A 13682-nucleotide genomic window follows, 5' to 3' on the forward strand; every position below is an offset into this window, starting at 1 on the left:
CCTGCCGGATTCGGGCGGCGGCGAGCCGGCGCACGCCCCGGAGGGGCCGACCGCGTCGCGGGCGCCCGCTCCGGCTGCGCGGCGGCCGGGCCCGCCGGCGCGCACCCCGCCCTCCGGACCACCTCGCCCGCCGCAGGCGGCGGCATGGCCGGGACGCGGGGGTGTCGCTAGCCTTCCCGGGGTGATGCGCGGGTGCACAGCGTGGTGCGGCCGCTCCGATCCGCAATCCCCTGCGAAGGTGGAACGTGTGAAGGCTATCCGTCGATTCACCGTGCGCCCCGTCCTCCCGGAATCCCTGCTGCCGCTCACCGATCTCGCGCGCAACCTGCGCTGGTCGTGGCATGCCGAGACCCGCGAACTCTTCCAATCCGTCGACCCCGAGGGCTGGCAGGCCGCCGGCGGGGATCCCGTCCGGCTGCTCGGCACGGTCTCCGCCGCCAGGCTCGATGCACTGGCCGCAGACCGCCGCTTCCTGCGGCGCCTCGCCGTCGCCGCCGCCGACCTCGATGACTACGTGAACGGCGCGAGGTGGTACCAGAGCCGGGAGAACGGCTCGGAACTGCCCGCCGCCATCGCCTACTTCTCCCCCGAATTCGGGATCACCGCCGCCCTGCCCCAGTACTCCGGCGGCCTCGGCATCCTCGCCGGGGACCACCTGAAGGCCGCCAGCGACCTCGGGGTCCCGCTCATCGGCGTGGGACTTCTCTACCGGCACGGCTACTTCCGCCAGTCGCTCTCCCGCGACGGCTGGCAGCAGGAGCACTATCCCGTCCTCGACCCCAACGAACTCCCGCTCGGCCTGCTCCGCGAGGACGACGGCACCCCCGCCCGCGTCTCGCTGACCCTGCCCGGCGGCCGCGCCCTGCACGCCCACATCTGGCAGGCGCGCGTCGGGCGCGTACCCCTGCTGCTCCTGGACTCCGACGTCGAGGACAACGACGCCGCGGCCCGCGAGGTGACCGACCGCCTCTACGGCGGCGGCAGCGACCACCGGCTCCTCCAGGAGATGCTGCTCGGCATCGGCGGCGTGCGCGCGGTGCGCGCGTACTGCGGGATCACCGGCCACCCCGCGCCCGAGGTGTTCCACACCAACGAGGGCCACGCCGGCTTCCTGGGCCTTGAGCGCATAAGAGAACTGGAGCGGGAGCGCGGCCTCGGCTTCGACGCCGCCGTCGAGGCGGTGCGCGCCGGGACCGTGTTCACCACGCACACCCCCGTCCCGGCCGGGATCGACCGCTTCGAGCGGAGCCTGGTCGCCCGGCACTTCGGCGAGGGCGGGGAGCTGGCCGGAGTACCGGTCGAGCGGATCCTGGAACTGGGCGCCGAGTCCTTCCCCGGGGGCGACCCCGGGGTGTTCAACATGGCGGTGATGGGGCTGCGGCTGGCCCAGCGGGCCAACGGCGTGTCCACCCTGCACGGCGCGGTCAGCCGGGAGATGTTCGCCGGGCTGTGGCCCGGCTTCGACCCGGCCGACGTGCCCATCACCTCCGTGACCAACGGCGTCCACGCCCCGACCTGGGTGGCCCCCGAGGTCGTCCGGCTCGGCGCCCGCCAGATCGGTGCGGGCCGCACCGAGGACGCCCTGTCGGTCGGCGGCTCCCGGCGCTGGGACGCGGTCGCCGAGATCCCCGACCAGGACGTGTGGGACCTGCGGCGGGTGCTGCGCGAGCAGCTGGTGCAGGAGGTACGGGACCGGTTGCGGGCCTCGTGGCTCCAGCGCGGGGCCGCCGCCGCCGAACTGGGCTGGGTGGACTCCGTACTCGACCCCGACGTGCTGACCATCGGCTTCGCCCGGCGCGTGCCCTCGTACAAGCGGCTGACGCTGATGCTGCGCGATCCGGACCGGCTGCGCAGGCTGCTGCTGGACCCGGAGCGGCCCGTGCAGATCGTCGTGGCGGGCAAGGCGCACCCGGCCGACGACGGCGGGAAGCGGCTCGTGCAGGAGCTGGTGCGCTTCGCGGACGACCCGCGGGTGCGCCACCGCATCGTCTTCCTGCCCGACTACGGCATGGCCATGGCACAGAAGCTCTACCCGGGCTGCGACGTCTGGCTGAACAACCCGCTGCGCCCGCTGGAGGCGTGCGGTACGAGCGGGATGAAGGCCGCGCTGAACGGCTGCCTCAACCTGTCCGTCCTGGACGGGTGGTGGGACGAGTGGTTCGAGCCGGACTTCGGCTGGGCCATCCCGACCGCCGACGGGCTCGGCGCGGAAGAGGACCGCCGCGACCACCTGGAGGCGAACGCCCTCTACGAGTTGATCGAGGGCCGGGTCGCGCCCCGGTTCTACGACCGGGCCGGGCGCGCCGGACTCCCGGTGCGGTGGATCGAGATGGTCCGGCGCACGCTCGTGTCGCTGGGGCCGAAGGTCCTGGCCGGACGGATGGTGCGCGAGTACGTGGAGCTGCTGTACGCGCCGGCCGCGCTCGCCCACCGCGCCCTCACCGCCGACGCGGCGCGGGACCTCGCCTGGTGGAAGGGCCGGGTCCGGGCGGCGTGGCCGCGGGTCGGTGTCGAGCACGTGGAGGCGCTGGCCGCGGCTCCCGTGAACGGCACCGCCGAGCTGGGGGCCACCCTCACGCTGCGGGTACAGGTGTCCCTGGACTCGCTCGCGCCCGAGGACGTGGAGGTACAGGCGGTCGCGGGCCGGGTGGACCCGCAGGACGTGATCCGGGACGCGCGGACCTTCCCGCTCAAGCCGGCCGCCGGTCCCGACATGGAGGGCCGCTGGGTGTACGAGGGGCCGCTCGCCCTCGACCGCACCGGGCCCTTCGGCTACACGGTCCGCATCCTGCCGACGCATCCGCTGCTGGCGACCCCGGCCGAACTGGGCCTGGTCGCGGCCCCCGCGGCCACCGACAACGGCGGCGGGGTGCTGCTGCGCTAGCGCCGCGTCAGGCACTAGTGCCGCGTCAGGCAACGTTCGCCCCGTCGCGACGCCCGGCACGCACTCTCGCCGCACCGGCCGAAAGCCACGTACGTCCCGTACGAGCGCTTCCGGCCGGCACGCCGAGAGCACGCACCGGACGCCGCTCCTGACGGGCAGTCGTCGCCTGGCGCGGCACTAGGTGGTCTGTCCGCACACGCTCCGGCGAGGGGCGGGCGCGCGGGCGGCGGGTCCGTCCGCCGCCCGCTTCCTCGCCAGAGGTGCACGACGGGGGACCTCCTGGGTGAACCTGCGTACGCGCCCGGTTTGCCGAATCGTTTCGGCGTCCTGTTCCGCTCCTACGCTGCCCGCGGATGCCACCGGATCCGGCATCCGCCGAACCCGAGGAACCCGAGGAACGGACACTCCCCATGCGTCTTGGCACCACCGCCGCCGTGTTCGCCGGCGCTCTCGCGCTCGCCCTGCCCACCGCCGGGCCCGCGCCGGCCGACGACCACGGATACCGCCTCGGCACGCTGACCTACCGGTACGTCGACGACGCCGGCCGCGAGCGGCAGGGCCGGATCCGGCCCGCGGACGACGGCACCTGCTACCTGCTCACGGGCACCTCCCGCCGCGACCCCGCCGTCGAGGTCGCCAACCGGACGCGGTCGCGGGCCCTGCTGTTCGACGACCCCGGCTGCGGCGGCAGGCCCGTCGCGACGCTGAGGCCGAACGGGGCGGTGTCGGGCGTGGAGGTCGTGGCGGCCTTCTTCACGCCGGCGGACGAAGCCGGTGGCCCCGGCCGGGGCGACTGGAACGACGACGACGGCGAGCAGGAGCAGGGCCGGGGCGACTGGAACGACGACGGCGAGCAGGAGCAGGGCCGGGGCGACTGGAACGACGACGACGGCGAGCAGGAGCAGGGCCGCGGCGACTGGAACGACGACGGCGAGCAGGAGCAGGGCCGCGGCGACTGGAACGACGACGGCGAGCAGGGCCAGGGCCGGGGCGAGCAGGGCGACGAGGAAGAGGTGGAGCAAGTGGACGAGGCGGATGAAGCGGAGGAGGACTTCGTCTCCAGGGTCCTGCGCGCCGTCGGCTGACCGGCCGGACCTCCTGCGTCGGCCCCGCCGCGCCGTCCGTCCGGCGAAGGGCGGTCCGGGCCCGCGGGGAGGGCCGGTGGGACAGGGCCGATGGGACAGGGCCGCCCGGGGAGGTCTACTCCCGGGCGGCCCCGTGTCTATCTATCTGTTCAGCTGTGGCCCACGCTGCCCCGAAAGGGTCAGAAGGTGAGCTTCCAGCTGTTGATGTAGCCGGTGTCCAGGCTGGCAGCGTCCCTGACGCGGAGCTTCCAGGTGCCGTTCGCGACCTCGGAGGAGGCGTTCACGGTGAAGGTCTGGACGATGTTGTCCGCGCTGCCGCCGCTGCGGTTGCGCAGGTTGTAGACGCTGCCGTCGGGGGCTACCAGGTCGACCACCAGGTCACCGACGTAGGTGTGGACGATGTTGACGTCCACCTTCAGCGTGCTCGGGGCGTTGCCCGAACGGGTCACGTTGATCGGGGACTCGATCGTGGAGTTGTCCCTGATCTGGTAGTCGGCCGTGTTCTCGAAGACGTTCTGCTCGCTGGTGCCGACGGTCCAGGTGAAGGACGCCGTGCCGGTCTTGCTCTGCGAGTCGGTCACGGTGACGGTCACGTTGGACGTGCCCGCGGTGGTGGCCGTACCGGAGATCAGACCGGTCGAGGAGTTGATCGACAGGCCGGCCGGCAGGCCGGTCGCCGCGTAGCTCAGCGCACCCGGGTTGGTGCTGGTGGCCTGGACCTGCAGGCTCACCGCGGTGTTGACCTGGGTGTTCTGGTTGGCGATCGGGGTGACCGAGACGCCGCTGACGATGCGCGGGCCGACGTTGACGGCCGCCCAGGCGTTCGCCGCGTTGTTGTAGGTGGTCGAGCCGGCGCCGTAGAGGTCGGCCGCCGCCTGCAGGGTCGCCGTACGGGCGGCCGCGTAGTTGGTGTTCGACTTGAACAGACCGGTGGTCAGCGCGCGGAACCAGATCTTCGAGGCGGCGTCGCGGCCGATCGCGGTGACCGGGAGGCCGTCGGAGGTCGGCGAGTCGTAGCTCACGCCGTTGACGACCTTGGCGCCGGAGCCCTCGGAGGCCAGGTAGTACCAGTGGTTGGCCGGGCCCGAGGAGTAGTGGACGTCGATGGAGCCGATGCCCGAGTACCAGGCGTCCTTGGACGAGCCGTCCTTGCTGGGCTTGTCCATGTAGCGCAGCGGGGTGCCGTTGCCTCGGATGTCGATCTTCTCGCCGACCAGGTAGTCGCCGACGTCCTGCGGGTTGCCGGCGTAGAACTCCACCGCCGCGGCGAAGATGTCGGAGGTGGCCTCGTTCAGGCCGCCGGGCTCACCGCTGTAGGTCATGTTGCCGGTGACCGAGGTCAGGCCGTGGGACATCTCGTGCGCGGCCACGTCGGTGGACGTGAGCGGCTTGGCGTTGCCGTCACCGTCGCCGTACGTCATGCAGAAGCAGGAGTCCTGCCAGAAGGCGTTCACGTAGTTGTTGCCGTAGTGGACCCGGCTGTACGGGGCGACGCCGTCGTTGCGCAGGCCGTTGCGGCCGTGCACGTTCTTGAAGTAGTCCCACGTGACCGCGGCGCCGTAGTGCGCGTCCGCGCCGGCCGTCTCCAGGTTGGAGGGCAGGCCGTTGCCCCAGGTGTCGTCCGGGCCGGAGAAGAGCGTGCCGGTGCCGGACGAGCCGCGGTTGAGGTTGTACGTCTTGTGGTTGCCGCGCGCCGCGTCGGTCAGGTTCCAGCTGCTGCCCGACTGCGAGGTCCCGAGGGTCACCTGGCCGCTGTACATCGTGTTGCCGGTGCCGGTCTCGACGGCCTGCCACTCGGTGATCTTGGCGCCGGTCCTGGCGTCGGTCACCACGTGCAGCTCGTTCGGCGTGCCGTCGTGCTGGAGGCCGCCGACGACCGTCTCGAACGCGAGCCTCGGAGCGCCCTCGGCCGCCCAGATCACCTTGCGGGCGTTCTTGGAGGGCTTCGCCTCCGTCGAGCCCTCGGCGCCGGCGGCGGAGACCGCCTGGCTCTCGGCGGCGGACGGGGCGACCGAGGCCTCGGTCGTCGCGACCTTGATCTCGTGGTGGGTCGCCTTCGTCACACTCTTGGTGACGCCGTTCTTGGCGTGGACGGTGAGGTCGCCGCCGAGCACGGGCAGGCCGTCGTAGGTCCGTTCGTACGTGGTGTGCGTCGTACCGTCCGCATCCTGGACGACATCGCGGACGACGAGCTTCTCGCCACTGCCGAGGCCGAGCGCCTTGGCGGCCTGCGCGGTGGTCGAGTTGGCTTCGGCGAGGAGCGTCGCACGCTCCGATGCGCTGAGTACGCGGTTGGCCGCGCCCGGATTGGACTGGGCGGCCTTGGGTGCCTGTGACGCGGTGGCGTCGGCGGAGGCGGTTCCGGTCTGTATACCTACGGCGAGCAGGGCTGCCGCGGCAACGAGCGCGCCCGCCGCGGTGGCACGCCTCTGGGGGGTGGACCTCAACGCAGACTCCTTCTGCAAGGGGGGTTCCGGACGGCTGGGTGGGCCTCCGGGCAGAGCAGGTGCGGTGCGATGAACGGTCGAAGATTGCCACTTGGCGCGTCGGATGTCAGGGCCGCGTCAAAAGGTTGGCCGGAAACGGTTCGTTGTCCGAAGATGCATATCCGGTATCCGGACTATTCACCTTCGTGTGCTCCGTAAGGCGTCCAGGATGCGGAACGCCAGCTACCGGTTGCTAACACTTGCGCAACAAGAGGCCCGGTTGACCGAAACGGCCATGACCGCACGGGTGTTTGTCGTACTGTTTGCCGGTGCGGCAGTGTCTGTTGCCAGGGGAAGCCATGGACACGTGCCAATGTCATAGACCACGTGCCAGGGGGGCCCATGAGGCATGTTCATTTTCCTGCGCAAAGAGTGGCCAGGGCGGCTCATGAGCCCCTGGTGCCCGCACGGCGCCTCGGGGACAAGGCCCGCTGGTACCGTCCCGCCGCGATAGCCGCCGACTTCTTCGGCGCCGCCGTCCCCGTCGGACTCGTCTTCGACGCAGCCCAGCAGGTCCGACCCGTCTACTGCGCGGTGGCCGCCGCCGTGGCGTGGACCGGCATACAGGCGCTGCGCCGCAGATACGCCACCCGGGCGCTCGGGGAGTCCCGCGGAGTGCTGCCCGTCCTCCACGACTGGCTGATTCTGATCGGCGTCCTGGCCGTGGCGCGCGTGGTGACCGAGGAGGACACGCCCCGGCTGTCCGCCCTCGGGGCCCTGCTGCCCGCCCTCCTGATCACCATCGCCTGCCACAAACTGACCTACCGCCACCTCTCGGCCGCCCGTCGCGAGGCCCAGGCCGTGAGCCGCGTACTCGTCATAGGGGAACCCGACGCGGCCGAGGACGTCATCGCACACCTCGCCGCCCGCACCGACCACCCGTACGTGGTCGTCGGCGTCGTCCCCGTCGGCACCGGCCCGCTCGCCAGCGGTGTCCCCGTGGCGGCACGGCTCGACGCCGACGCCCCCGAGGCCCCCGGCGTCGACTCCGCCGCCGTGCTCGGCGCGGTCCTCAGCCACCACGCCGACCTGGTGCTGGTGGCCCCCGGCGTACGGATCACGGGGGAGCGGCTGCGCCGCATCGCCTGGGCCCTGCACGACGCGGGACTGGAACTCGCCGTCTTCCCCGGGCTGGTGGAGGTCTCCGTCAAGCGACTGGAGACCCTGTCCGCCGGCGGACTCGCCGTGCTGCGCGTCGCGCCGCCGGTCAGCCGCGGCGTGCAGACGCTGCTCAAGTCGGCCCTGGACCGGGTGGGCGCCGCCGCCGGACTGCTGCTGCTCTCCCCGCTCTTCCTCGGGATCGTGCTCGCCATCCGCCTCGGCTCGCGCGGCCCCGCCTTCTACCGCCAGCAGCGCATCGGCCGCGACGGCGTGCCCTTCGTCATGTGGAAGTTCCGCACGATGGTGGTGGACGCCGACGCCTGCAAGGCCGAACTGGCCGGGGCCAACGAGAACGACGGCCTGATGTTCAAGATGCGGCGCGACCCCCGGGTCACCCGGGTGGGCCGACTGCTGCGCCGCACCTCCCTCGACGAACTGCCGCAGCTGGTCAACGTACTCCTCGGCGACATGTCGCTGGTCGGCCCGCGCCCGCCGCTGCCGGACGAGGTGGCCCAGTACGACGAGGTCGAGCTGCGCCGGCTGACCGTGCGCCCCGGGATGACAGGGCTGTGGCAGATCAGCGGCAGGTCGGACCTGTCGTGGGACGAAACGATCCAGCTGGACCTGCAGTACGTCGACAACTGGTCCTTCACCAGTGACGTCGACGTGATGGGCCGTACGCTCCGCGCCGTCGTCGACGGCCGCGGAGCCTACTGAGGGGCCGAGGCCGCCTGTGCGATCAGCTCTGCTCGCGCCACCACGCGTACGTGGAGGCGATGCCGTCCCGCAGCGGGATGCCGGGCTTCCAGCCGAGCGCGGTCAGGCGGCCGACGTCCAGCAGCTTGCGCGGCGTCCCGTCGGGCTTGGAGGTGTCCCAGGCGATCCGGCCCCGGAAGCCGGTCACTTCGGCGACCGTCCCGGCCAGCTCGCGGATCGTCAGGTCCTCGCCGCAGCCGATGTTGACCGGCTCGTGGCCGTCGTAGGTGTTCAACAGCACGGCGCAGGCCGCGGCCAGGTCGTCCACGTGCAGGAACTCCCGGCGCGGGGTGCCGGAGCCCCACAGCACGACCTCCTCGCGGCCCTCGGCGGCGGCCTCGTGGAAGCGCCGGATGAGGGCGGGCAGGACGTGCGAGGACTCCAGGTCGAAGTTGTCGCCCGGCCCGTAGAGGTTCGTCGGCATGGCCGAGATGTACGAGGCCCCGTACTGCTTGCGGTAGGACTGGACCTGGACGATGCCGGCGATCTTCGCGAGGGCGTAGGCCTCGTTGGTCGGCTCCAGCGGGCCCGTCAGCAGCGCGTCCTCGTGGATCGGCTGCGGCGCCAGCTTCGGATAGATGCAGGACGAACCGAGGAACAGCAGCCGGCCCACGCCGGCGGCGTGGGCGCCGCCGATCACGCTGAGCTGGATCCGCAGGTTCTCCTCCAGGAACTGAACCGGGTACGTGCTGTTGGCCATGATGCCGCCGACCTTGGCGGCGGCCAGCACGACGGCGTCCGGGCGGACGTCCTTCAGGTACGCCCCGGTGGCCGCGGCGTCGCGCAGGTCGAGGTCGGCACGGCCCCGGGTGAGCACCTCGTGGCCGTCGGCGGTGAGCCGGCGGGCGACCGCGGACCCCACGAGGCCGCGGTGGCCCGCGACGAAGACGCGGGCGTTCGGGGGCAGAAGCGGCAGCGAACTTGTCATACCGCCGATGATGCCAGTCCGCTCCCGCGGGGGCCGCAGTGGTCCGCGGCCCGGAGCCGTGCCACCGGCGCGGCTCCGGGCCCGGCGGCCCGCCCAGCCCTGACCGCCCGTCGGTGCCGGCATCGCTTCGGGCGGGGTGCCGGGCGGCTCCGGAACCGAGGGCGTACCGGGCGGCGTCCGCAGCACAGAGCGGCGGGCGTCCCGCACGGGGCGACGACGGGCGGCCGTGTACGGTACGCATCCAGCCGCCCGACCGCGGCCCGACCACCGGTGGGCCGCCCCGCAGGGCCCGTTCCGCACCCACCCCGAGGCAACGCCTCACCACGACACACAGCAACCACCAGCAAGGGGACCCCATGGGCAAGACCGCACTGATCACCGGAGTCACCGGACAGGACGGCTCGTACCTCGCCGAGCTCCTGCTCTCCAAGGGCTACACGGTGCACGGTCTCGTGCGGCGGTCCTCCAGCTTCAACACGGAGCGGGTCGACCACATCTACCAGGACCCGCAGACGGCCAACCGGTCGTTCGTCCTGCACCACGCCGACCTCTCCGACGGCGTCGCGCTCGTGAACCTGCTCCGCGACATACGCCCCGACGAGGTCTACAACCTCGGCGCGCAGTCCCACGTCCGCGTCTCCTTCGACGCCCCGCTCTACACCGGCGACGTGACCGGCCTCGGCGCGCTGCGGCTGCTGGAGGCCATCCGGGCCAGCGGTGTCGACACCCGCATCTACCAGGCCTCGTCCTCCGAGATGTTCGGGTCCACCCCGCCGCCGCAGAACGAGCAGACCCCGTTCCACCCGCGCAGCCCGTACGGCGCCGCCAAGGTCTTCGCGTACTGGACCACGGTGAACTACCGCGAGGCGTACGACATGTTCGCCGTCAACGGGATCCTCTTCAACCACGAGTCCCCGCGCCGCGGCGAGACCTTCGTGACCCGCAAGATCACCCGGGCGGTCGCCCGCATCAAGGCAGGCCTGCAGGACCACCTCTACCTCGGCAACCTCGACGCGGTGCGCGACTGGGGCTACGCCCCCGAGTACGTCGACGCCATGTGGCGGATGCTGCAGCAGGACGAGCCCACCGACTACGTCGTGGCCACCGGTGTGGCCGCCACCGTCCGGGAGTTCGTCGAGTCGTCCTTCTCGCACGCCGGCCTCGACTGGACCGAGCACGTCCGCTACGACGCCAAGTACGAGCGTCCCAGCGAGGTCGACGCCCTCATCGGCGACGCATCCAAGGCCCATGACCTGCTTGGCTGGAAGCCGTCAGTACTGGTGGCGGAACTCGCCCAGATCATGGTGGACGCCGACATTCGCCAAGTGGAGGACCAACTGGCGGGTGTGACGGTCCGTATCGATCGCTGAGGGCTTATATTTCCCCTACGATTTGCCGTGTTCCGGTCATGCAGGCGGATCTGCGCCAGTGTGGCCGGGGCATACGTGCCGTATGTCCCTAGTGCGCCCTCCATGCTGAACCTTTGATTCCAAGTTGGTATGCAATGGGTCAAGGGAGGTGACCAGGCCCCCGCGTGAGCCCTAGTCTGCGCCAGATACATATGGCTGTTCGGATAGTTCCAGCCATCAAACCGGGCGATTGCCCTGGGGGGCTCATGCGTAGATCCAGAGGGCTGACTGCCGCCCTCGTACTGTCACTGGCCGGTGCGGGCACCGGGATAGGCCTGGTGTTGATGCCCCAGGCGTCCGCCATCACGGCGCCGGTGGCATTCACGGCCGACGAGCTGCCGACCTGGCAGCCGGACGGCATCGTCTGGGCGATGGCCCAGGCCGAGGGAACCGTCTTCGCCGGCGGCACCTTCTCCGCCGTCCGCCCGCCCGAGGGCGTGGCGGGCGCCGAGCAGGAGGCCGTGAACTTCGTCGCGCTCGACGCGGCAACGGGCAAGCCGACCTCCTGCAAGCTGGCCTTCACCATCGGGGACGGCAGCGCGACCGTCCGTACGCTGGTCGTCTCCAAGGACAAGAAGACCCTCTACGCGGGCGGCTACTTCGGCGCCGTCAACGGCACCCCGGTCTCCAGCGTCGCGGCCATCGACATCGCGAGCTGCACCCCCAAGGCAGCGTTCCACCCCGGCTTCCCCGCCACCGTGCGCGGACTCGCGGTCACGGACGACACCCTGTACGCGGCCGGCGACTTCACCAACGTCGAGGGCCAGACCCGCGAGCGGTTCGCCGCCGTGGACGCCACCTCCGGCGCGCTCAAGCCCTTCAAGGCCAACGCCGACGAGCCGGGCCGGGCCGTCGAGGTCACCCCCGACGGCAAGAGCGTGCTGCTCGGCGGCGACTTCTTCACGGTCAACAACGCCAACAGCCACGCGCTGGCCGTCGTCGACGCCGAGTCCGGCGCGGTGAAGAAGACCTACACCAACATCCCGTCGAACTCGGTCGTCAAGGACATCTCCACCGACGACACCGGCTTCTACACGGGCAACGAGGGCTCCGGCGGCGGTGTCTTCGACGGCCGCATCGGCCTGCGCCTGAGCGACTTCACCGAGAAGTGGCGCGACCGCTGCCTCGGCGCCACCCAGTTCGTCCTGCCGTACGAGGGCGTCCTCTACAGCTCCTCGCACGCGCACAACTGCTCCACCGAGCTGGAGTTCCCCGACGGCAAGCGGCACTTCCTGCTCGCCCAGCCGACCGACCACGAAGGCGCCGCCCCCGCTCCCGTGGACGGCTTCGTGCGCGGCCCGGGCAAGCTGGGCTGGCACCCCACGGCCAACGACGGCCTCGGCGAGGGCATCGGCCCGCGCGTGATGGCCGTGGCCGAGAAGAACGACGTGAAGTACATGTGGGTCGGCGGTGAGTTCACCCTCATCAACGGCAAGGCCCAGCAGGCCCTGACCCGCTTCGCCTCCACCGGCGACGTCGGCGCCCCGACCACCCCGGTGGCCAGCGCCTCCAGCGTCAAGCCGGGCGAGGTCCAGGTCCGCTGGCGCACCAGCTACGACGCGGACGACAGCAAGCTGACGTACCGCATCTACCGCAACGGCTCGGCCACCCCGGCCGCCACCGTCACCGCCAGCTCGCTGGAGTGGGAGCGCCCGCAGGCATCCTGGAACGACACCACGGCCAAGGCCGGCCAGACGTACAGCTACCGGGTGACCGCGACCGACGCCGCCGGCAACACCAGCGCCCTGTCGGCCACCACCAAGGTGACTGTCCCGACCTCGGTCCAGGGCTACCCGAACCAGGTCCGCACCGACGGCGCCGAGCTGTACTGGCGCTACGACGACGTGGTCAGCCCGTACGTCGCCGACTCCTCGGTGTCGGGCAACCGCAGCGGCATCCAGGTCAACGCCCCCGCCCTGAAGCAGTCGCCCGGCGCGGTCCCCGGCAGCAACGCCATGGGCTTCAACGGCACCAGCCAGAAGGTGCACAGCGACCGCCGTCAGACGGTCGGCAACACCTTCACCATCGAGACGTGGTTCAAGACGAACACCACGCGCGGCGGCAAGCTGATCGGCTTCGGCAACAACACCACGCGCAACAGCGGCTCGCACGACCGCCACATCTACATGACCAACGCCGGTCGCCTGGTGTTCGGCGTCTACAACGGCTCGGTCCGGACGGTCTCCACCGGCCTGTTCGAGACGTACAACGACAACAAGTGGCACCACGTGGTCGGCACCCAGGGCCCCGGCGGCATCACGCTGTACGTCGACGGCCAGAACAAGGGCACGCTGAACGCCACCAGCAACGGCACCTACGCGGGCTACTGGCACGCCGGCGGCGACAACCTCTCCGGCTGGCCGACCCGTCCGACGAGCAACTACTTCGCCGGTCAGCTCGACGAGACCGCCGTGTACCCGACGGCGCTCACCCAGGCCCAGGTCAAGAACCACTTCGACCTGGCCAAGGCGCCCACCGACACGGTCTCCACGGTCAAGACGACCGAGGACACCTACATCAACCAGGGCGCCCCGAGCACCGCCTACGGCACGTCCACCTCGCTCGCCGTGCGCGGCAGCGGCTCGCTGTACGAGACGTACCTGCGCTTCAACCTGCCGGCCGCCCCGGCCGGCCAGGTCCTGAAGTCCGCCTCGCTGCAGTTCAAGACCACCACGCAGACGGGTGCCGGCACCGTCGACACCGTCTCCGTGGTCCCGGTCACCGGCACCTGGACCGGCGCGGGCACGACCTTCAAGACCAAGCCCGCTCTCGGCACCACCCCGCTCGGCACCGTCGCGGGCGTGCCGGACGGCTCGGCCCTGCACAACGTGCCACTGGACACCGCCGCGGTCACCGCGGTGCTGGGCAGCAGCTACAGCCTGGGCCTGACGAGCAACGGCAGCGACCCGCTGTGGCTCTGGGCCTCGGAGTCCACCGCCGCGGAGGGCACTCCGCAGCTGGTCCTCACCTTCGGCGCGCAGTAGCACCACCGAAGCAACCGCCTGACGGATGCGGGGCCCGGCTGCGTGGCCG

7 protein-coding genes are annotated in these 13682 nt (G+C 71.5%); 5 read left to right on the forward strand and 2 right to left on the reverse strand.

All coding sequences use genetic code 11. The features are described 5' to 3' along the window. Positions 1-247 precede the first annotated feature (247 nt). Both glgP and ACFWFZ_RS04810 read left to right on the forward strand, forming a co-directional pair. On the forward strand, positions 248-2884 hold the full coding sequence (gene glgP / locus ACFWFZ_RS04805; RefSeq protein WP_387116663.1) for an alpha-glucan family phosphorylase: 2637 nt from the start codon (positions 248-250) through the stop codon (positions 2882-2884). A gap of 410 nt (positions 2885-3294) precedes the next feature. Continuing rightward, positions 3295-3969: a hypothetical protein gene (locus tag ACFWFZ_RS04810; RefSeq protein ID WP_387116666.1), complete on the forward strand. Its 675-nt coding sequence runs from the start codon at positions 3295-3297 to the stop codon at positions 3967-3969. Positions 3970-4148: 179 nt separating this feature from the next. Here the strand turns inward: ACFWFZ_RS04810 and ACFWFZ_RS04815 are convergent, their stop codons facing one another. After that, positions 4149-6416, reverse strand: a complete 2268-nt coding sequence (locus ACFWFZ_RS04815) for a M4 family metallopeptidase (RefSeq protein WP_387116669.1) — start codon at positions 6414-6416, stop codon at positions 4149-4151. Positions 6417-6797: 381 nt separating this feature from the next. On the opposite strand from ACFWFZ_RS04815, the gene ACFWFZ_RS04820 reads away from it, so the two are divergent. Then, entirely contained in the window at positions 6798-8273 is a 1476-nt protein-coding gene (locus tag ACFWFZ_RS04820; RefSeq protein ID WP_387116672.1) for a sugar transferase, read from the forward strand. Positions 8274-8295: 22 nt separating this feature from the next. Here the strand turns inward: ACFWFZ_RS04820 and ACFWFZ_RS04825 are convergent, their stop codons facing one another. Next, complete coding sequence (locus ACFWFZ_RS04825) at positions 8296-9240, reverse strand: GDP-L-fucose synthase family protein (RefSeq protein WP_387116674.1); 945 nt, start codon at positions 9238-9240, stop codon at positions 8296-8298. Positions 9241-9596: 356 nt separating this feature from the next. Between ACFWFZ_RS04825 and gmd the strand changes: the two genes are divergently transcribed. Next, a complete protein-coding gene (gene gmd / locus ACFWFZ_RS04830; RefSeq protein ID WP_030846680.1) occupies positions 9597-10610 on the forward strand; it encodes a GDP-mannose 4,6-dehydratase in 1014 nt (337 codons plus the stop codon). Positions 10611-10855: 245 nt separating this feature from the next. Continuing rightward, positions 10856-13633 carry a LamG-like jellyroll fold domain-containing protein gene (locus ACFWFZ_RS04835; protein ID WP_387116678.1) on the forward strand — a complete coding sequence of 926 codons (2778 nt, stop codon included), beginning with the start codon at positions 10856-10858 and terminating at the stop codon, positions 13631-13633. Positions 13634-13682 lie beyond the last annotated feature (49 nt).

The sequence above is a fragment of the Streptomyces sp. NPDC060232 genome (assembly GCF_042726555.1).
GTDB lineage: Bacteria > Actinomycetota > Actinomycetes > Streptomycetales > Streptomycetaceae > Streptomyces.

Bases quoted from the DNA above. Each gene is read 5' to 3' on its own strand.
- gmd (WP_030846680.1), top strand. From the start codon at position 9,597: ATGGGCAAGACCGCACTGATCACCGGAGTCACCGGACAGGACGGCTCG.
- ACFWFZ_RS04835 (WP_387116678.1), top strand. From the start codon at position 10,856: ATGCGTAGATCCAGAGGGCTGACTGCCGCCCTCGTACTGTCACTGGCC.
- ACFWFZ_RS04810 (WP_387116666.1), top strand. From the start codon at position 3,295: ATGCGTCTTGGCACCACCGCCGCCGTGTTCGCCGGCGCTCTCGCGCTC.
- ACFWFZ_RS04825 (WP_387116674.1), bottom strand. From the start codon at position 9,240: ATGACAAGTTCGCTGCCGCTTCTGCCCCCGAACGCCCGCGTCTTCGTC.
- ACFWFZ_RS04820 (WP_387116672.1), top strand. From the start codon at position 6,798: ATGAGGCATGTTCATTTTCCTGCGCAAAGAGTGGCCAGGGCGGCTCAT.